23 protein-coding genes and 1 tRNA gene are annotated in these 18,760 nt (G+C 59.7%); 14 read left to right on the top strand and 10 right to left on the bottom strand.

The annotated features are described in order from the left end of the window. Positions 1 to 41: 41 nt before the first annotated feature. The 6 genes from TX72_RS02580 to TX72_RS14640 all read left to right on the top strand — a co-directional run bounded on the left by TX72_RS02580 (position 42) and on the right by TX72_RS14640 (position 4,090). Positions 42 to 542: a hypothetical protein gene (locus tag TX72_RS02580; RefSeq protein WP_011127402.1), complete on the top strand. Its 501-nt coding sequence runs from the start codon at positions 42 to 44 to the stop codon at positions 540 to 542. Next, complete coding sequence (locus TX72_RS02575; RefSeq protein ID WP_042503008.1) at positions 539 to 1,318, top strand: photosystem II electron transport protein, Sll1252 family; 780 nt, start codon at positions 539 to 541, stop codon at positions 1,316 to 1,318. Before TX72_RS02580 ends, TX72_RS02575 begins: the two co-directional genes overlap by 4 nt. A gap of 72 nt (positions 1,319 to 1,390) precedes the next feature. Then, positions 1,391 to 1,462, top strand: a tRNA-Val gene (locus TX72_RS02570). Between the two features lie 124 nt (positions 1,463 to 1,586). Continuing rightward, positions 1,587 to 2,975 (top strand): UDP-N-acetylmuramoyl-L-alanine--D-glutamate ligase, encoded by a 1,389-nt coding sequence (murD, locus tag TX72_RS02565; RefSeq protein ID WP_011127400.1) that lies wholly within the window; start codon positions 1,587 to 1,589, stop codon positions 2,973 to 2,975. Between the two features lie 90 nt (positions 2,976 to 3,065). After that, positions 3,066 to 3,512, top strand: a complete 447-nt coding sequence (locus tag TX72_RS02560) for an EVE domain-containing protein (RefSeq protein WP_011127399.1) — start codon at positions 3,066 to 3,068, stop codon at positions 3,510 to 3,512. A 293-nt stretch (positions 3,513 to 3,805) separates the two neighbouring features. Then, the gene (locus tag TX72_RS14640) at positions 3,806 to 4,090 is read left to right on the top strand and encodes a hypothetical protein (protein ID WP_011127398.1); all 285 of its coding nucleotides are present in this window, start codon (positions 3,806 to 3,808) and stop codon (positions 4,088 to 4,090) included. Here TX72_RS14640 and TX72_RS02550 read toward each other — a convergent pair. From TX72_RS02550 to TX72_RS02535, 4 genes are all read right to left on the bottom strand, one after another. Beyond that, the gene (locus TX72_RS02550) at positions 4,042 to 4,290 is read right to left on the bottom strand and encodes a DUF2811 domain-containing protein (RefSeq protein WP_011127397.1); all 249 of its coding nucleotides are present in this window, start codon (positions 4,288 to 4,290) and stop codon (positions 4,042 to 4,044) included. The two genes, TX72_RS14640 and TX72_RS02550, sit on opposite strands and share 49 nt — an antisense overlap. Positions 4,291 to 4,590: 300 nt before the next feature. After that, entirely contained in the window at positions 4,591 to 4,974 is a 384-nt protein-coding gene (locus TX72_RS02545) for a DUF1818 family protein (protein WP_011127396.1), read from the bottom strand. A gap of 13 nt (positions 4,975 to 4,987) precedes the next feature. Continuing rightward, positions 4,988 to 5,215, bottom strand: coding sequence for a DNA-directed RNA polymerase subunit omega (locus tag TX72_RS02540; RefSeq protein ID WP_009790464.1), 228 nt, complete (start codon positions 5,213 to 5,215; stop codon positions 4,988 to 4,990). A gap of 39 nt (positions 5,216 to 5,254) precedes the next feature. Then, on the bottom strand, positions 5,255 to 5,539 hold the full coding sequence (locus TX72_RS02535; RefSeq protein WP_011127395.1) for a hypothetical protein: 285 nt from the start codon (positions 5,537 to 5,539) through the stop codon (positions 5,255 to 5,257). 62 nt (positions 5,540 to 5,601) lie between these two features. Between TX72_RS02535 and TX72_RS02530 the strand changes: the two genes are divergently transcribed. The 3 genes from TX72_RS02530 (at position 5,602) to TX72_RS02520 (ending at position 8,366) form a co-directional block, all read left to right on the top strand. Next, positions 5,602 to 7,197 carry an Hsp70 family protein gene (locus TX72_RS02530; protein WP_011127394.1) on the top strand — a complete coding sequence of 532 codons (1,596 nt, stop codon included), beginning with the start codon at positions 5,602 to 5,604 and terminating at the stop codon, positions 7,195 to 7,197. A 71-nt stretch (positions 7,198 to 7,268) separates the two neighbouring features. Continuing rightward, entirely contained in the window at positions 7,269 to 8,114 is an 846-nt protein-coding gene (locus TX72_RS02525) for a hypothetical protein (RefSeq protein ID WP_011127393.1), read from the top strand. Between the two features lie 30 nt (positions 8,115 to 8,144). Further along, positions 8,145 to 8,366 carry a ferredoxin-thioredoxin reductase variable chain gene (locus TX72_RS02520; protein WP_011127392.1) on the top strand — a complete coding sequence of 74 codons (222 nt, stop codon included), beginning with the start codon at positions 8,145 to 8,147 and terminating at the stop codon, positions 8,364 to 8,366. On the opposite strand, the gene pyrR is transcribed toward TX72_RS02520, so the two are convergent. Further along, positions 8,350 to 8,910, bottom strand: a complete 561-nt coding sequence (gene pyrR, locus TX72_RS02515; protein ID WP_042503000.1) for a bifunctional pyr operon transcriptional regulator/uracil phosphoribosyltransferase PyrR — start codon at positions 8,908 to 8,910, stop codon at positions 8,350 to 8,352. The genes TX72_RS02520 and pyrR overlap by 17 nt on opposite strands. A 106-nt stretch (positions 8,911 to 9,016) precedes the next feature. Here pyrR and gpmI point away from each other — a divergent pair, with 106 nt between their 5' ends. From gpmI to TX72_RS02500, 3 genes are all read left to right on the top strand, one after another. Next, positions 9,017 to 10,648 carry a 2,3-bisphosphoglycerate-independent phosphoglycerate mutase gene (gene gpmI, locus TX72_RS02510; protein WP_011127390.1) on the top strand — a complete coding sequence of 544 codons (1,632 nt, stop codon included), beginning with the start codon at positions 9,017 to 9,019 and terminating at the stop codon, positions 10,646 to 10,648. Then, positions 10,648 to 10,878: a preprotein translocase subunit SecG gene (secG, locus tag TX72_RS02505; protein WP_011127389.1), complete on the top strand. Its 231-nt coding sequence runs from the start codon at positions 10,648 to 10,650 to the stop codon at positions 10,876 to 10,878. Before gpmI ends, secG begins: the two co-directional genes overlap by 1 nt. A gap of 93 nt (positions 10,879 to 10,971) precedes the next feature. Then, positions 10,972 to 11,988, top strand: coding sequence for a glycosyltransferase family 2 protein (locus TX72_RS02500; protein ID WP_011127388.1), 1,017 nt, complete (start codon positions 10,972 to 10,974; stop codon positions 11,986 to 11,988). 11 nt (positions 11,989 to 11,999) lie between these two features. Here TX72_RS02500 and TX72_RS02495 read toward each other — a convergent pair whose 3' ends face one another. The 4 genes from TX72_RS02495 to groES all read right to left on the bottom strand — a co-directional run bounded on the left by TX72_RS02495 (position 12,000) and on the right by groES (position 15,925). Continuing rightward, a complete protein-coding gene (locus TX72_RS02495; protein WP_011127387.1) occupies positions 12,000 to 13,007 on the bottom strand; it encodes a hypothetical protein in 1,008 nt (335 codons plus the stop codon). Between the two features lie 20 nt (positions 13,008 to 13,027). Beyond that, positions 13,028 to 13,801: a class I SAM-dependent methyltransferase gene (locus tag TX72_RS12805; RefSeq protein WP_148228752.1), complete on the bottom strand. Its 774-nt coding sequence runs from the start codon at positions 13,799 to 13,801 to the stop codon at positions 13,028 to 13,030. A gap of 120 nt (positions 13,802 to 13,921) precedes the next feature. Beyond that, a complete protein-coding gene (gene groL / locus TX72_RS02485; protein ID WP_011127385.1) occupies positions 13,922 to 15,556 on the bottom strand; it encodes a chaperonin GroEL in 1,635 nt (544 codons plus the stop codon). A 57-nt stretch (positions 15,557 to 15,613) separates the two neighbouring features. Then, complete coding sequence (gene groES / locus TX72_RS02480; RefSeq protein WP_011127384.1) at positions 15,614 to 15,925, bottom strand: co-chaperone GroES; 312 nt, start codon at positions 15,923 to 15,925, stop codon at positions 15,614 to 15,616. 218 nt (positions 15,926 to 16,143) lie between these two features. Here groES and atpD point away from each other — a divergent pair, with 218 nt between their 5' ends. Continuing rightward, entirely contained in the window at positions 16,144 to 17,607 is a 1,464-nt protein-coding gene (gene atpD / locus TX72_RS02475; RefSeq protein WP_011127383.1) for a F0F1 ATP synthase subunit beta, read from the top strand. A 74-nt stretch (positions 17,608 to 17,681) separates the two neighbouring features. Continuing rightward, complete coding sequence (gene atpC / locus TX72_RS02470) at positions 17,682 to 18,092, top strand: ATP synthase F1 subunit epsilon (protein WP_011127382.1); 411 nt, start codon at positions 17,682 to 17,684, stop codon at positions 18,090 to 18,092. 112 nt (positions 18,093 to 18,204) lie between these two features. Here the strand turns inward: atpC and TX72_RS02465 are convergent, their stop codons facing one another. Then, the gene (locus TX72_RS02465; RefSeq protein WP_011127381.1) at positions 18,205 to 18,741 is read right to left on the bottom strand and encodes a 30S ribosomal protein PSRP-3; all 537 of its coding nucleotides are present in this window, start codon (positions 18,739 to 18,741) and stop codon (positions 18,205 to 18,207) included. Positions 18,742 to 18,760: the final 19 nt, after the last annotated feature.

Genomic DNA, 18,760 nt, shown 5'->3' with positions numbered 1-18,760 from the left:
GAAGGACAGGGTTCAGAATTCAAGCCACAAGCTGTGTGCGAATGCCCGTCTGCGTCGTGGTTCTGTCTGATCAAGCGGCAGCCGAAGGACTGACCCAGCAGCTGCGGGACACGGACGTACCCCTGCTGATGTGCCAGGCGATTCCACCGGAAGGGAACGCCATCGACAGCGTGGCCCTGCTCAGTCCCAACCTCACCCGCCAACGGCGCCAGAAGGCCATGGCCCGCTGGCTGATGCCCTTCGGGTTTCTGGCCGGCGTGACCTTCACCAAGATCACCAACCTCACCACTTTTGCTGCCTTCGGGCCTTGGGGGGAGACGCTGATCGGTGGATTGATGGGAATGGGTTCCGGTCTGATGGGCAGTTATGCCGCGGCGGCCAGCGTGGATTCCGACAACGAAGCCGGCGTGCGCATCCTGCGCAACCGACGCGATGAAGGCTCATGGCTGGTGCTGGTGGAGACCCCCAACGGCATCGAAGCGCCCTGGCAGGTGGTGCAACGCAGCCGCCCGCAGCAGGTGGTGCGCCTGAACGATCTGTGAGGCTGCCGCGGGAAGACCTGTTGACCAAGGCCCGTCATCCCGAGGGCCTGGCCGCCTTGTTGGATCTGGCCGAGCAGGTGCTGCGCACCTGGCAACCGAGCTGGAGCGACTTTCTTGACGCCCCCCTCCAGGAGGAAGCGCTGAAGCGGTTGAGTGACCTCAGCGAACTGGCCTGGCATCGCGACGGTGGTCACCAAGGAGCCGAACGTTGCCGCTTGCTTTGCCATCGCCGCGATCAGCCTGTGGAGAGCACCCCCCCGATTCAGGGACTGCTGATCGAAGGCAACTTTCTGTTTGACCCCCTCACGCCTGAGGATCTGCGGTCGGCCCTGCACAACATGGGAGCCCAGCCGGAGGATCTCGGCGACCTCTGGGTGCGCGGCGATCGCGGTGGTCAGGGACTGATCAGCCCGAATGCGGCCGAACTGCTGCAGGGGCGCCGCGGCCAGCTGCGGGATGTGGAAATTCACTGCGACGTTCTCGAGATCACGCAGCTGCAGTTGCCGGCCCAACGCAATCCCAAACGGCTCACCACCGTGGAGGCCTCCTGTCGAATCGACGCCATCGCCTCAGCCGGATTCGGGCTGTCCCGATCCAAGGTGGTTAGTCAGATCAAGGCCGGACGCCTGCGGTTGAACTGGGAACCGGTCCTCCAAGGGAGTCGCGAACTGAAGGTGGGTGATCGCCTGCAGCTGCAGGATCGCGGCAGCCTCGAGCTCTTGTCCTGCACCCTGACCAAGCGCGAGCGCTGGCGGATTGAACTGATGCGCCGCTGAGGTACAGGCAGGCCTGCTGCTAATCTCAAATCCCGAAATCAACCGACAGTGCACGTTGGTTGTCTTCGTTTCGGGCGATTAGCTCAGGGGTAGAGCACTACATTGACATTGTAGGAGTCACTGGTTCAAATCCAGTATCGCCCATTCCATATCAGAGCAGCGTCTAATTTCTGCTGGAAAAAGTCACTTAGAGGCATTTTTTCAAAATAATTACTAGCACTTCTACTGATCCCCGTAGGCTTCTGCGCATCTGGCTCGCTTTTAATTGATGGCCCAAACCGTCGTCGTCGGACTTGGGCGATCGGGTCAAGGTGCTGCCCGCCTCCTGCAAGCCACGGGCCATCCCGTTTCCGTGATCGACTCCGGCCAAGGTGAGCAGTTGGAGAAGAAGGCAGAGGGGCTACGCCAGCAGGGTGTCGAGGTTCAACTTCAGGCACCGCTTGCGATCGACAGCTTCCGTCCCTGGCTGGACCAACTGCAGCGGGTGGTGATCAGCCCGGGCGTGCCCTGGGATCACCCCACGCTCGACGACTTACGCCAACGCGGTGTTGCCGTGGATGGAGAGATGGCGGTGGCCTGGGATGCCTTGAAGCACATCCCCTGGGTGGGCATCACCGGAACCAACGGCAAAACCACCGTCACCCACCTGCTGAGCCACGTGCTCTGCCAAGCCGGACTGGCCGCTCCCATGGGCGGAAACATGGGGGTGTCCGCCGCCGAAATGGCCCTCAACCTCCAGCAGGAGCACACCACCGCCCCCGACTGGCTGGTGATGGAACTCAGCAGCTATCAGATCGAAGCCGCCAAGCGCATCCGCCCCCGAATCGGCATTTGGACCACCCTCACCCCGGACCATCTGGAACGGCACGGCACGGTGGAGGCCTATCGAGCGATCAAGCGCGGCCTGCTCGAACGCTCGGACCACGCCATCTTCAACGCCGACGATCCAGACCTGCGACAGCAGCGTCAAAGCTGGACCGGTGGCACCTGGGTCAGCGCCGAGTCGGCGCAACCCGATGGTCACCCCGCCGACCTGTGGATCAACGGCAAGGGTTGGGTCTGTGATCGATCACAGCCGTTGTTCCCCGCTGAAGCGCTGGCCATGCCGGGGGCTCACAACCGCCAGAACCTGCTGCTGGTCACCGCCGCGGCGCGGCAGATCGGCCTCAGCCCTGCATCAATCGTGGCGGGGCTGCGTTCCTTCCCTGGAGTCCCTCATCGCCTCGAACCAGTGGGACGCATCGGAAACGCGCAGGTGTTCAACGACAGCAAGGCCACCAATTACGACGCTGCTGCGGTGGGACTGAAGGCGATGCAGGGGCCGGTGGTGGTGCTGGCGGGAGGATCCACCAAGCAGGGTGATGCCACCGGTTGGCTGGAGGAACTGAACCGCAAAGCCTGCGCCGTGGTGCTGTTCGGCGCCGGCACCGAGGAACTTCATGGGCTCATCACCGGGGCAAACTTCACAGGAGAGCTGACCCGCCGCACAGACCTAACGTCTGCCGTTGAAGAAGCGGTGCGGTCTGCTGAGGCGCTGGGGGCAACCAGCCTGCTGCTCTCTCCGGCCTGCGCCAGCTTTGATCAATACCGCGACTTCGAAGCCCGCGGCGATCACTTCAAACAGCTGATTCATCAGGTTCAAAGCGGGCTGAACTGAGACAAATCGACTCGATTGATCCCCCGATCCCGGCTGAAACGCGGATGATGACATCAACCGTGAAGGGAGTTACAGGTGGCGTTCTGGCTGATGAAAAGCGAGCCCGAGGCCTATGGAATCGATGACCTCCGCCGTGAAGGCAGCACGCTCTGGGATGGCATCCGCAACTACCAGGCCCGCAACTTCATGCGTTCGATGGCCATCGGCGACCAGGCTTTCTTCTATCACTCGAACTGCAAGCCCCCCGGCATCATCGGTCTGATGGAAGTGGAGGAGATCGGCCTGGTGGATCCCACCCAGTTCGATCCAGATGCCAAGTACTACGACCCGAAATCCAACCGCGACAAGCCCCGCTGGGACTGCGCCAGGCTGCGGTTTCTGGGGGAATTCCAGCAGCTGCTGAGCCTTGATCAACTGCGGGAGCAGTACAGCGAGGAGCAACTGCCGGTGATCAAACGGGGCAACCGTCTCTCGATCCTGCCGGTACCGGATGCCACGGCCGCCGACCTGCTGGAACGCCTTGGCCCCCTCCACTGAGCTGCCTCTGGTCACCCTGCTCCCCCGGGCCTGGATCGGCTTTGGGAAAGCGCCCTGGCGCTGTGTGGGCCTGGCGACAGCGCTACTGCTCAGCGCCATCGGTCCGGCGTTGCTTGGGGAGGATCTGCGCCAGCTCGGCTTTGGCTGGCTCGGGGATCTAATGGTGGCCGCGAGCCTGGTGCTACCCCTGCTGCCCCTGCTTGCTCTGTTGCGCCTGGCGGACCAGCTTTTGCCAGCAGAGTCGGCATCCAAGCCTCCCCTCAGCTGGGGTTGGTTGGTGCGGCGGGCTGCTGATGCTGTGCTGGCTGTTCAGCCAGGTGCTGGCCTTACCTCTGCTGGTGCATCACCGCCACAGAGCACTGCAGGCGATGGATCACAGCCGGCAACTGGTGCGCCACAACAGCTTGAAGGTACTGGCGTTGTTGGGATTGCTCATCGGCATCAATCTGCTCGGACTAATCGGTGCCTCCCTGGTCCTGCTGTTCAGCCTTCCATTCAGCGCCCTGATCCTGATGGCCTGCTGCCGAACTCAAACGCCATGCAGGAGCGTTTCCCGCCGGAACATGTTGCCCACGTAAACGCGGGTGATCTCCCTGGACTCAATCCCGTTCTGCACCAGGAATCCCGCTAGCGCCGCCTGCACCAGCCGGTACTGATCCCAGTTGGGATGTCCCTCGATGAAGCGGGTCATGGCCTGCTGGAGCGGCAGAGGCATCTCGGCTTGAAAACTGACGACGCTGTCATCACCGACGGCCATGGATTCCGGCTGTTGAGACATCTCACCGCTCTCGATTGCTCACCACTTCTCCACACGGCAAGGGCCGCGTCAAGGGCGGGGTGAATCCTGTTGTTCGCATCGATCTCCGATTGAGATCAAGGCTCTGACTGCAGTCCTGGCAATGGATGGAGGCAGCCAGGAGCCAAAACGCCCCCTGGACCTACCCGTCAACCAAGCCGACCGAGAAAACCGTCTTTTCCACAGCCGCATGCCCTCAGACGCATCGACAACAACTCCCTGTGGAAAAGCTGTGCACAAGCAGGGGGTGCCTGGTGGAAGGAATCAATCAGCGTCCATTGATCAGTCACGCTGATCAATCCTGGTGTCCCACAGCGTTCTCATCGCCGCGACGATCGCCGCACTGGCCGGAGCGGGCCAGTGGCCCTCAACACCCCGTCCCGCGTCCGGCGTCAACACAACGGACAGGCTCCAGCTGCCGCGGTCGCCCTGCAGACACCCCCACCAGAGCCCGCGATCCAGCTCCAGCTCAATCGCCTCCTCGGCCATCAGTTGATCCACCAGCGCTCGATGCTGGCGTTCCAGGGTCAGCACAAGATCGGACAGGGCGTCCCACTCAGGCTGGGTCAGCTCAAACGCCCACCCCTCTCCTCCGATCAGGACGGGATGAACGCCACGGGATGGGTCCCGGGCCAAACGCCAACCGGGACCCTCCTGTTGAATCACGTCTTCGCCGCAATCAGCCGGGCAGCAGGTCGGGCTGATCCTGCTCGTCGCTCAGCTCGACAATGGCGCGCTGCACGGGCTTCACGCTGGATTCCTCCAGCAGACCGTCGAAGTCATCAAAGCGGCGTTGCTTGGCCCGAAAGGCAATGCGCACGGTGGTGAGATAGCGGTTACTGGATTGCCGAATCAGGCTTTCACCGCGCTTAGCGAGGTCACTGGAATCCACACCTGCAGAAATCACGAGCTGTTCTCACATAAGACTTAAGCTTAGTTGGCGACCTCAAACGAACTGATCGCTGTGGAAGGGCACATGCATCGGATAGCTGCGCTGCAACGATCCGGGCACCCGCAGCACGATCTGACGTCCCAGCCCCAGGGCCGCCAGGGGAAGTCTCAGGTGCACCAGCAGGCCACTCATCTGCTCAAGATGGGCAGCATCCACGCATTCGATCCGGATGCTGCCCCAGCTGCGACGCATGCGGCAATCCCGCAGGGGTTCCAGCAGCTCCTCCATCAGGGGATCCTCCCGATAGAAGGAAAAAATCAGCTGCTGAAGGCGATCCATCCAGGCGGGTCCCACTAATCTCAATCTTCATTCACCGTGCCCCCGTCACGGTCCGGACCTGCGTGGGAGAAGAAAAGCTTCAGAATTCAGCCGTTGCAGGCACCCTGGCCATCGACCTGGGCAGCACCACCACCGTGGTGGCCTTCGCGGTAGCCGGGGAACGCAACCCCCGCCTGCTGGATCTGCCCCCGATCAGCCAGCGCCTGGGGGAAGTGCCCAGCCTGCTCTGGCTCAGCGACGAATCTCCTCTGCTTGGGATGCAGGTGATCGAAGCGGGGCTTGCCGACCAGGACGACCCCCACCTGGCCAGGGACTTCAAGCGCCACATCGGCAGCCAAGAGATTGACAGCCAAGACAAAGGCAGCAAGGTCAAGGGCGATCAGGCCGCCAGGGCCGGTGCCCTGCTGCTCGCAGGAATCTGGAGTCTGCTGCCTCAGCAGCTGCGGGTGGAACGGTTGGTGCTGACGGCGCCTGTGGAGACCTACCGCAGCTACCGCAGCTGGCTGTTGGAGGCCTGTGCTGAGCTGCCGGTGGAGGAGATCGCCCTGGTGGACGAACCCACCGCCGCGGCCCTCGGTGCCGGCCTGCCCCCTGGCGCGCGACTGCTCGTGGTCGATCTCGGCGGCAGCACCCTCGACCTGGCACTGGTGGCGCTGCAGGGGGGTGAAGGCAAAGCGGCTCCGATCGCCCAGCTGCTGCGGCTGGGGGGCCGTCAACTGGGGGAAAGCAGCCGCCAACGCTTGCGCAATGCCGACGTGCTGGGCAAGGCGGGCCTGCGGCTGGGGGGGCGCGACATCGATCGCTGGATCGCGGACGCCTGCTGCCCGGAGGCGCCGCTGACCCCCGCCTTGCTGAACGCAGCGGAACGGCTCAAATGCCGACTCAGTGATCCGGATCTGGCGGAGCAGACCGTTCTCGAAGAAACACCGACAGGCGGGGGCAACCAACCGTTGCGAATGTCGCGTCGCCAGCTGGAAGCCTTGCTGGAGGAACGTGGGCTGGCAGACGCCCTGCGACAGCTGCTGGAGGCCACCCTCACGGGGGGGCGACGGCACGGCTGCGACCTCAGCGAACTGGATGCCGTGGTGGTGGTGGGCGGCGGCGCCCAACTGCCCTGGCTGCGCCGCTGGTTGGAGGAGCACACCGCCCCGGCGCCGCTGTTCACCCCACCCCCGGTGGAGGCGGTGGCACTTGGGGCCCTCAGCCTCACACCGGGCGTGGCGATCCGGGATGTGCTGCAACACGGCGTGTCGCTGCGCACCTGGGACCAGCGCAGTCAGCAGCATTGCTGGCATCCCCTTTTCGTGGCTGGACAGCCATGGCCAAGTCCGCAGCCGTTTGAGCTGGTCCTGGCCGCTAGCTGCGATGGCCAGACCGAGCTGGAGCTGCTGTTGGGGGAACCAGCAGCAGAGCGTCGCTTCAGCGTGATTGACGTAGATGGTGTGCCCACCCTTCAACGGGAGGAGGAGGGTGACCTCCGCCATAAACCCTGGCCTGATGCCGCCGCGCCCCTGCCCCTGGATCCACCGGGGCGGGCAGGTGAGGACTGCCTACGCCTGAGCCTGCAGGTAGACGCTGATGCCTGGCTGCAGGCCGAAGTCACCGACTGTCGCACCGGTCGCCGCTTGCCAGATCGAAGGCTCGGCCAAGTCCGCTGACCAGGCCGTCCACCACAGCCTCCCTCTCGCCAGCGAACTCCATACAACAACGACAAGAAACGGTTTGTTTAGTGGCGCCACGCCGCCCGATGCTGCTGCAGCTGTGGGTCGTGGGGACGCTCACGCTGGTGCTGGGAGTTGCCGCCGTTGCCCTCTGGTGGGAGAGGCAGCTGCCGCGCCAATTGCGGCATGCGATCAACAGCGAGGACTGGAGCCAATGCCTCGAGGTCACCGAGCAAATGGCCGCCCTGCGCTGGCTAGGGGAGGGCGCACCGCAGGAGCAGGCCCATTGCCGGCGCCAGCGGGCTGCCCAGTTCTGGAACAACGGTGATCAGGCTTCTGCTCTGGTGCTGCAGCGACAGTTGGTGCAATCCCGCCGAGCTGACGCCAAGGATCTGGAGCAGCTGCAGGTTTGGCGACGGGAGCTGCGGGAGCTGGCGATGCAGCGCTTTCGAGCCGGTGAACTCGAGACAGCCATCACGCTGCTGCAACCGCTGGACCGCGCACCCAGCTCCAGCAGCAACCGCTTCAGTGACAGCCTTCGGGAAACCTGGAACCGCAACCGCCTCGAGGCCGAGCGGCTGGATCAACTGGTCCAGCAAGAACGCTGGTGGGAAGCCCTCGACAGCCACAACCGCCTCGACCACCCCTGGTGGCAGGCTCAGACGCAGCCCCAGCGCCGCATGGTTGAACAGGCGATCGCCCGCATCGGGGACAGCCAGGAGCACCACCAGCACGGGGACGCCCGCTCGGATGTGATCAGCGGCTCCGAACTGAACCGGGCCGTTCAACAGCAGCTCGACCTGGGGCTGGAGCCATGGCAGGCCTTTGAAGTCGGCTGTCGCACCTTGGGTGGGCAGGTGGAAGAAGACGGTCCGGAGAGTTTCTGCCGCCGGCGGGACCCGACAGGGGCGTGACAAAATGCCTTCACGACGGAGTCAGGGTTCATGCAGGCGGGAGACAAAGTGACGGTGGAGGCCTCCGTTGTGGTCTTCAACCATCCCCAGCATCGGGGTGAAGCGTTTGACATGAAGGGTCAGAGCGGAGAGGTGGTGTCCGTTCTGAACGACTGGAAGGGTCGTGTGATCAGTCCCACCCTGCCGGTGATCGTGGCCTTCGGTCGCTACAAGGCGCATTTCCGCGCCGACGAACTCACGACGGCCGGGTGATCCGCCTCAAGAAGACCCCTTCCTCCCCGTCCACATCCCGCAAGCGCAGTTCGATCGTTTCACTGCGGCGGGTTGGCACCACGCGGCCACAGAAATCCGGCTGAATCGGCAGCTCCCGATGGCCGCGATCCACCATTGCCAGCAGCATCACCCGCTGAGCGCGTCCCCAGCTCTGTAACGCTTCAAGGGCGGCCCGCACCGTTCGTCCGGTGAAGATCACATCGTCCACCAGCACCACCTGGCGGCCTTCAACGCTGTTAGGCAGGGTGGTGATCTGGGGTAAGCGTGTGCCGATCCGCTCCAGATCATCCCGGTGAAAGGTGGGATCGATGGCGCCTTGGGCAATGGCATGGCCGCTGAGCCGCTCCAGCTCTCGGGCCAGCACCTTGGACAACTGAACCCCGCGGGTGGGGATGCCCAGAAGCATCAGGGTGCGGCTGTCATCCACGGTTTCCAGCACCTGGGTGGCCAGGCGGGCCAGGGTCCGGCCCAGTTCCCGTTCCGAAAGAATCTCAACCCGATCGGTGTCCGGCGGTTCTGTCATGAAGCGGTGACGGTGTGGTGATCTCTGGAAAGACGAGCCTGGCGCCCCATGGAGCGTTAGGTTGAATCTGCAAAAGTCCTTAAGAACCGACGAGCGCGGGGGGTACGTGGACCAGAGCAGTGGCAAGGGTTCAGGACGTGACGTGGGTGTAGCCCCAGTCGTTCTCACCATTCTGGATGGCTGGGGACACCGCAACGACAGCGAACACAACGCCATCCGCCAGGGCGACACGCCGGTGATGGAAGCGTTGTGGCATGCCTATCCCCATGCCCTGATTCAGGCCAGTGGTTCCCATGTGGGGCTGCCGGATCATCAGATGGGCAACTCCGAGGTGGGCCACCTCACCATCGGTGCCGGTCGGATCATCCGCCAGGAATTGGTGCGGATCAGCGACACGGTGCGTGACGACCAGTTGAATAACACCCCCGCGCTAGTGGAGCTGGCGGAGCATCTACAGAACGACACTGGCACCCTCCACCTTCTGGGACTCTGCTCCGATGGCGGCGTTCACAGCCACGTCAACCATCTCTGCGGACTGATCCACTGGGCAGCGGCGGCCGGCATCAAAAAAGTGGCTGTTCATGCCATCACCGATGGCCGGGACACGCCCACCCAGAGCGCGATGGGTTCCATCACCCTGGTGCAAAGGGCAATGGAGGAAGCTGGCGTCGGTCATCTGGCCAGCCTCTGCGGCCGTTACTGGGCGATGGATCGCGACAAGCGCTGGGATCGCACAGAAAAGGCCTACGACCTCTACACCGACCCCACACGCTCCATCAGCGACCAGAGCCCGCAGCAACTGTTGGCCGAGAGCTATGCCGCTGGCATCACCGATGAATTCCTGAAGCCCGTGCGCCTCAGCGATGACGTGATGCAGGACGGCGACAGTGTGCTGGTGTTCAACTTCCGTCCCGATCGGGCTCGCCAGATCGTGCAGACCCTTTGCCTGGACGATTTCGACGGCTTTGAGCGCCGGACCACTCCCAAGCTGGATGTGGTCACCTTCACCCAGGTGGAACAGGACCTGCCGGTGTCGGTGGCGTTCCCACCGGAACCGCTGGACGACCTGCTGGGTCAGGTGGTGGCCGAAGCCGGATTGCGTCAGTACCGCACGGCGGAAACCGAGAAGTACCCCCACGTCACCTACTTCATGAACGGTGGCATCGAGCAACCGTTGCCTGGGGAGGAGCGTCACCTGGTGCCCTCACCGCGGGTGGCCACTTACGACCTCTCACCCGCCATGTCGGCGGACCAGCTCACGGACAGCTGCATCGATGCGATTGACCAGGGCACGTACAGCCTGATCGTGATCAACTACGCCAACCCCGACATGGTGGGGCACACCGGCGTGATGGACGCGGCCACCGAAGCCATTGCCACCGTCGATCGCTGCATCGGACGGTTGCTGGACGCCGTCGGTCGCCGAGGCGGCACCATGCTGATCACCGCGGACCACGGCAACGCCGAACTGATGCAAGGCCCCGATGGTCAGGCCTGGACGGCCCACACCACCAATCCTGTGCCCTGCATCCTGGTGGAGGGTGAACAACGCAAGCTGCCGGGCCATGGCAACGACATCAGCCTGCGAGAGGACGGTGGTTTGGCTGACATTGCACCGACCCTGCTGCAGATCCTCAACCTTGAGCAACCGGCGGCGATGACGGGCCGTAGCCTGATCGAGCCGGTATCGAATGTCGATCCGTCGCCTTTATCCGCCCGCTTACCCCTTCCCGTCTGATGCTCACGTCCATCCTGTCCTGGACCTGGATCGGCAGCGGTCTCCTACTGATCGTTCTGGTGCTGCTCCATAGCCCCAAGGGTGATGGCATGGGCGGCCTGGCTGCCAGCGGAAGCTCGATGTTCAGCAGTGCCAGCAGCGCCGAAGCGACCCTGAACCGCGTCACCTGGACCTGCCTGGCCATCTTTCTGAGCTTGGCTGTGATCCTCAGCGCTGGGTGGCTGGGTTAAGAGCCTTAAAGGAGGGTCAACAAGATACCGAATAAACCAATTTCCGAGCTCAAATAATGTTTTCGAACAAGCCGGAACACATTTGATAAATCCATGAAAACCAATACAAAGCTAATTGCCATTGCCAAGAATGAGGCCGCCTACCTACCTCAGTGGATCTATCATCATTTTTTGATAGGCTTTGATGAAATCGAGATTTATATCAATGATACGACAGATAACAGTGTCGCCATCTGCGAGAAAATTCAAAAAAACTATTCAAACATAACATTTCACTTGGCTGATAAACTTCGGCTTGACTCGATCAAAGAGAACAGATCGTTCCAAATCTCTGCTTACAACAACTCACTGCATCATTCCAGCAACTCCACCCATTTAATGGCACTGGATCTGGACGAGTACCTTATATGCAAGAGCATGAACGAAAGCCTACAAAGCTTACTAGAAAGGCAAAGTTCACCGGACTGCCTATCTTTTCTGTGGTACTCCGATGATTACTCATCTAAAAAAAGTTTTTCACATCCCCTGCAATCAGAAAATACGATCTACCGCATGGATCATGTGAAAACCATATCTAAATTAAGCAGGAAAGTTCACTCATGCAGCCACCACAACTTTATCTATAAAAAAGAGGAAAGAGTGATCAATCTCTTAGGGGGCACCATCATTCGACTTGATGACAACATCAACACGCAATCCAGGCGAAGCAAGCTTACGAAGCATCAGCTGAACGCTCTCTCTGCCGAGAGCACAGAACCCTGGTTTGTTCTACATTGCATCTACAAATCAGAGGAAGAATATCTTGCATCTCTTTGCAGAGGCAGGGGCCACAACAATGACCAAAGACCTCTCAAGGTCAACAGGTGGGGCATGAGCCCTTATCCTTTTTACCCTCAAAAGCCAATTCACTGGCACCCAAGCAAAACAAGAATTGATCAATACAAGATTGGATTCGAAAACTTCATCCAAGAAAACAGGCTAACAGAGGAGATGCATATAGCAAGAAATTTTCTCAAAGAGTCAACAAATTTTTTAGCGGATTTACTGAGAGACCAGCCGCATCTAAGAAATGATCACAAAAAAATATTTGCAGGCACAAAATACGCTTAAGGAAGATCAGATCAACAACTTTTGAGATTTCTAAGCTTAATCCTAAGCCTCTTCACTTTTCGCTTGAACTCCTGCAACGATCCTTCTAAGCTTTCGACTTTCTGTTCAAGACCTGCCTGATCTTCTTTCAAAGCACCAATCCGCTCTCCCGCTTCTCGCAAGCGCCGGTGCATCGTCATCAATTGATTTGTCAAAAAACTCCAAGACAAAGCCGAAGCAGTTGGCTGAAGGTGCTCCTGCTGAATTGTCTCTGGATGGAATGATTGTCCTGCCCGGACTCTCACGAAACGTGTTTGAACAACAGGCAAAATCCGAAGATTTTGCAAGCTCAAAACGTCAAAAAGATAATTTTCAGAATGAAAAGATCTGCCAGTGAGCGACAAATATTGAAAAACCTTACCGAGGCGGTTGGCATAAATAGTTGAAGGCTTTCCCGGGGCCGCAATCGCAAAGCGATCATTTACACCACCAAAAAATTGCCATCCAGGCACAATAACAGAAGAGCCTGTGGCAAGAGAAAGCAGGAAATCAAGATCAATATCATCAATAATATCCAAATCAGGCCGCAAAAAGATAGTTGGAAACGAATCGCGGGCATATAGAGGAATTGCATTATAACACTTCTGCAAAGCATTAAGTGCCCGCATCATATTAAGTATGCTGCCTCCATTATCTTGATAATGGTCTCCATAGGCCAAAACCCCATCCAAATCAAATCCAGCATCGAAATCATCTTGATCAACAAGCTGGATCCCGAAGTTAGGCAACAAATCCTTCTGATCATTACCAATGCTCGAAGACCTCTCCCCGCTTCTCTGACTGGAGAACTCTCCAGAAACAGTCACATTAAACGCTGCATAAAAATGAACTTCATCAGCAATCGACGCGACAGGCTGCAGAATCTTTTCCTTAATCGAATGAACTGTTACACCAAGGGAACGGTTCAATCCATAAATGCAGACATTGATTCCCTTAATAGCCATAAAAATTGACCCAGTACTCATTTGGTTGAGCGGCAATTACCGTGGAAAGGCAAAGATTAATTCCGTGACTGAGCATCAGCGAAGAGCACATTAAAGTAGTCAAGCAATATTGATTCAGAGCAAAAGTTATAAAGCTTCTTGTGTTTCATGATCCAACCGTAGTCAACAGACTTCAAATTCCACATTTTTTTTAGCAAAAGCTGTGGCCTATCAAACACAGAAAAGGGTGGATGCGTCCAAGGCTCTTGTTGTTGACGCATACGCGCTTCAACCTCAAGAGCCCTGGACCAAATAACAGTTTGCACACCCTCGTCCCCTGGAACCGTTGCGTAGCACAGTGATGTATGAAAAAGATTCAGAAAAACCAATAGGCGAAAAACATCTCCATGCCAAGCGCGAAGATTTTTTCCATCGAAGTTCGCGTCGGCTGTTCGTGAGGCAATACATTCATCTTGAGTACGCAAAGCCGAATGCTGATCACACGGGAGAACGTCGTCAACCACAACAACGGACCGGGAGTGAAGCCTCAGAGAAACGTTACAAAAGTCCCGATAAGTTTGATCATAGGTATGAAGACCATCAATGAAGACAAGGTCATACTTTTCAACGCCTAAATTTTTCAAAAAAAACTGGTCACTCGTCATCTCATGCAAATGTCGACCTTCACCAACAACCTGGTTGACATCAAATAAAAAACGAGGATCAACTCCATCCATATGATCCAGTTTCAGTGAACGAAATGTTGTACCCGCCTGAACACCAATTTCCAAGTAACGCTTGGCGTTGATAATTTGCTGAATTAACTTTAAACGCCGGATTGACCAATCCAAAATCAAACTTAAAACTAATTCAACCTAGTCGATTGATCACGATTGGGTCAATACAGCATCACCAATAAAAAAACCCCCGCCTTAGCGGGGGTCAATGCTCTCCAGGTTGATCAACCAGGATCAGTAGTCGAAGTCGCCACCGCCCATGCCGCCGCCGGCAGGAGCTGCGTCCTTCTTCTCGGGCAGATCAGCCACGATGCACTCGGTGGTCAGCACCATGCCAGCGATGGAGGCGGCATTCTGCAGACCGGAGCGAGTCACCTTGGCGGGATCGACGATGCCGGCAGCCAGCATGTCGACGTAATCGCCGGTGGCAGCGTTGTAGCCCTCGCTGATGGCGCGGGACTTGACGTTCTCAGCCACAACAGCGCCGTTGGCACCAGCGTTTTCAGCGATGCGCATCAGCGGTGCCGTCAGGGCAGCAGCCACGATGTTGGCGCCGATCAGCTCTTCACCGGACAGGTTGCCGTTGGCCCACTCCTCAAGGGAAGGAGCCAGGTGGGCCAGGGTGGTGCCGCCGCCAGGGACGATGCCCTCTTCCACCGCAGCCTTGGTGGCGTTGATGGCGTCCTCGAGACGAAGCTTCTTGTCCTTCATCTCGGTTTCGGTGGCCGCACCCACTTTCACCACAGCAACGCCACCGGCCAGCTTGGCCAGACGCTCCTGCAGCTTCTCCTTGTCATAGGTGGAGTCGGTCTCGTCCATCTGCTTCTTGATCTGCTCGCAGCGAGCGCCGACAGCCGCCTCATTGCCTTCGGCAACGATGGTGGTGGTGTCCTTGTTGATGGTGACGCGACGGGCGGTGCCCAACATCTCCAGCTTGGCGTTCTCCAGCTTGAGACCAGCGTCCTCGGTGATCAGCTGACCGTTGGTCAGCACAGCCATGTCTTCGAGCATGGCCTTGCGGCGGTCACCGAAGCCAGGAGCCTTGACGGCGGCCACGTTCAGCACACCGCGCAGGCGGTTCACCACCAGGGTGGCCAGGGCTTCCTTCTCGATGTCCTCAGCGATGATCATCAGAGGCTTGCCGGTGCGGGCGATCTGCTCGAGCACGGGCACCAGGTCCTGCACCAGACCGATCTTCTTGTCGGTCAGCAGGATGTAGGGCTCGTCGAGCACCGCTTCCATCCGCTCGGTGTCGGTGGCGAAATACGGGGAGATGTAGCCCTTGTCGAAGCGCATGCCCTCGGTGACCTCTAGTTCGGTCTCCATGGACTTGCCCTCTTCCAGGGAAATCACGCCTTCCTTGCCAACCTTGTCCATGGCATCGGCAATCATCTTGCCGACTTCTTCGTCGTTGCCGGCGGAGATGGTGCCCACCTGGGCGATGGCGTTGCTGTCGGCGATGGGCTTGGCCTGCTCCTTGATCTTGCTGACCAGGAAGTCGGAGGCCTTGTCGATGCCTTTCTTCAGGGTGATGGCGTTGGCACCGGCGGCCACGTTGCGCAGACCGGCCTTGACCATGGCGTGGGCCAGGACGGTGGCGGTGGTTGTGCCGTCACCGGCAGCGTCGTTGGTCTTGGAGGCGGCCTGACGGATCAGAGCAACACCGGTGTTCTCGATGTGATCCTCGAGCTCGATCTCCTTGGCGATGGTGACACCGTCATTAATGATCTGAGGAGCACCGAACTTTTTCTCGAGCACCACGTTGCGGCCCTTTGGTCCCAGGGTCACGGCCACGGACTCGGCCAGGATGTCGATGCCTTTTTCGAGAGCGCGGCGGGCGTTCTCGTTGTAAATGATGCGCTTAGCCATGGAAGGCGTGTCCTAAGTAAGAGAGGTGTTCAAAAACGCTGAGGTCTGGGTCCCGTCTCAGTTGACGATGGCCAGGATGTCCTTTTCGGTGAGCAGGACGAACTCGTCACCGCCCAGCTTGATGTCGGTGCCGGCGTACTTGCTGTACAGAACCTTGTCGCCAACGCCGACTTCAGGAGCCTGACGGCTGCCGTCGTCGTTGCGCTTACCGGGGCCCACCTGGACCACTTCACCCACCTGGGGCTTTTCCTTGGCGGTATCGGGCAGAAGGATGCCACCGGCGGTTTTCTCCTCGGATTCGGAGACCTTGATGAACACGCGGTCGCCAAGGGGCTTGACGGTGGAGACGCTGAGAGAAACAGCTGCCATGAGAAATGCAGGAGCAGGGACAGGGCGCCGGAGCGCCGGTTCGACTCGAGCTGGCACTCGGGGCCGACGAGTGCCAACGTATGCAAGCGACCACCCCTCTCACCAGCTCCAGGCTGTGCGGTTGACCGAACCGGGGGAGTGCGGCTCAGCAGTGGTAAGGTTGCGCCGCTCTGAATGGGCCCGAGCGCGCTGCGCCTGTTCCCGCATCCCTCCTTCTTATGGTCGCTTCTGCTCCTGCATCCGCTGGCACCAAGGGCGTGATCCGCCAGGTGATCGGCCCGGTTCTGGACGTGGAATTTCCCGCCGGGAAACTGCCCAAGATCTACAACGCCCTCCGCGTCGAGACGAAGAACACCGCTGGCCAGGACGTCGCTCTGACGGCCGAGGTGCAGCAGCTGCTGGGCGACCACCGTGTCCGTGCTGTCGCCATGAGCGGCACCGATGGCCTGGTTCGCGGCATGGAAATCGCCGACACCGGTGCTCCGATCTCCGTCCCCGTTGGTGAAGCCACCCTCGGCCGAATCTTCAACGTGCTCGGTGAGCCCGTTGACGAGCAAGGCCCCGTCAATGCGTCCGCCACGGCACCGATCCACCGCGACGCTCCCAACCTCACCGAGCTCGAGACCAAGCCCAAGGTGTTCGAGACCGGCATCAAGGTGATCGACCTTCTTGCTCCCTACCGTCAGGGCGGCAAGGTCGGCCTGTTCGGCGGCGCCGGCGTCGGCAAAACCGTTCTGATTCAGGAGCTGATCAACAACATCGCTAAAGAGCACGGCGGCGTCTCCGTGTTCGGTGGTGTTGGTGAGCGCACCCGCGAAGGCAACGACCTTTACGAGGAATTCAAGGAGTCCGGCGTGATCAATGCCGACGACCTGTCCAAGTCGAAGGTGGCCCTCTGCTACGGCCAGATGAACGAGCCCCCCGGCGCCCGCATGCGCGTGGGTCTCTCCGCTCTGACCATGGCTGAGCACTTCCGTGATGTAAACAAGCAGGACGTGCTGCTGTTCGTCGACAACATCTTCCGCTTTGTGCAGGCCGGTTCTGAAGTGTCCGCTCTGCTGGGCCGCATGCCTTCGGCTGTGGGCTACCAGCCCACCCTCGGCACCGACGTGGGTGCTCTGCAGGAGCGTGTTGCTTCCACTGTGGAAGGTTCGATCACCTCGATTCAGGCCGTCTACGTGCCTGCGGACGACCTGACCGACCCCGCACCCGCCACCACCTTCGCTCACCTGGACGCCACCACGGTGTTGAACCGTGCCCTGGCCTCCAAGGGCATCTACCCCGCTGTGGATCCCCTGGATTCCACCAGCACCATGCTCCAGCCAGCCGTTGTGGGCGATGAGCACTACCGCACCGCCCGCCTCGTGCAGTCCACCCTGCAGCGCTACAAGGAACTGCAAGACATCATCGCGATTCTGGGTCTGGACGAACTGTCCGAGGACGACCGTCAGACCGTGGACCGCGCCCGCAAGGTGGAGAAGTTCCTCTCCCAGCCGTTCTTCGTGGCTGAGATCTTCACCGGCATGCCTGGTAAGTACGTGAAGCTGGAAGAAACCATCGCTGGTTTCAACCAGATCCTCGCCGGTGAGCTGGACCACCTGCCCGAAGCAGCCTTCTATCTGGTGGGCAGCATTGAGGAAGCCAAGGCCAAGGCCGAGAAGATCGCTGCTGAAACCAAGTGATCCTGATGGGGGTGTGACTTACACCCCCAGTTACTTGTTGTCTGTCGTCCCTTTCTCCCTCCGAACCAAGGTTCATGTCCCTCACCCTCCGCGTGCTGGCACCTGACCAGAACGTCTTTGATGGCAGCGCCGATGAGGTGATCCTGCCCAGCACCACCGGTCAGCTCGGCATCCTGCCTGGCCACATCTCTTTGCTCACCGCCATCGATGTAGGTGTGCTGCGCGTTCGCGCCAATGGCGGCTGGAACTCCATCGCCTTGATGGGCGGATTTGCTGAAGTGGATGCCGATGAAGTCACCGTACTGGTGAATCAGGCTGAACTGGGCAGCACCATCGACGGCAACACCGCCGAGGCCGACTTCCAGAAAGCCACCACCGTGGTGGATGGACTGGAAGGCCAGCCGGCTTCCCCTGAAAAGGTCAAAGCTCAGCAACAGCTGAACATGGCCCGTGCACGCATGCAGGCCAGCAAGTCTGCAGATTGAGCACACCCGCTCAACAACATTGATCCATCAGCCGGTATCATCTCGGCTTTTTTAATGGCATAAAAAAAGCCCCGCCTTGCGGCGGGATCATCGAAAACTAAAAACGTTTGAATCAGGCGGTACCGCAGAAGGTGACATCGGGGAATTTGGCCTTGGCTTCATCGAGACTCTTGCCTTTGCCCTCTTCCTGCCAGTAGTTGATCACCTCAGTGGTCTGGTTAAGCACGTCCACTCGCTCGTTGTCGGTGATCCAGCTCTTGCCCTCCAGTTCCGTCTTGAGGGTTTCCCAGGCATCTTCCCTGGGCCAGAAGAAGTAGGAGGTGAGCGGGCTAGGGCCGCCACCCACGATCTGATCCACCGCCAACGCGACGTTGTCGGGCAGCCAGAGAATCTTCAGCAGGAAGCGACCCTCATCGGCCTTGGGGGTGTAACCGGAAGGAACACCATCGGCGTCGATGGTGGCGGAAGCCAGAGCGGCTGCAGCACCGCGCAACACAGGACGGCCTTCGTTCTCCCCTGCTGGTTTCTCGGTGGATTCAGTGGATTCGGCGGGTTCAGCTGCCGCTGCCTGGGTGGCGCCTTCAACCGCGTCGGCGGCCGGAGTCGCGACCTCCTGGTCGGTGGTGGCAGCGCCTTCGGTGACCGTCATGGTGTCAGCGCTCAAGACA

This window comes from Parasynechococcus marenigrum WH 8102 (assembly GCF_000195975.1).
GTDB classification, from domain to species: domain Bacteria; phylum Cyanobacteriota; class Cyanobacteriia; order PCC-6307; family Cyanobiaceae; genus Parasynechococcus; species Parasynechococcus marisnigri.
The sequence above is the reverse complement of the archived record's forward strand: the minus strand, read 5'-3'. Positions and strand labels throughout refer to the sequence as shown.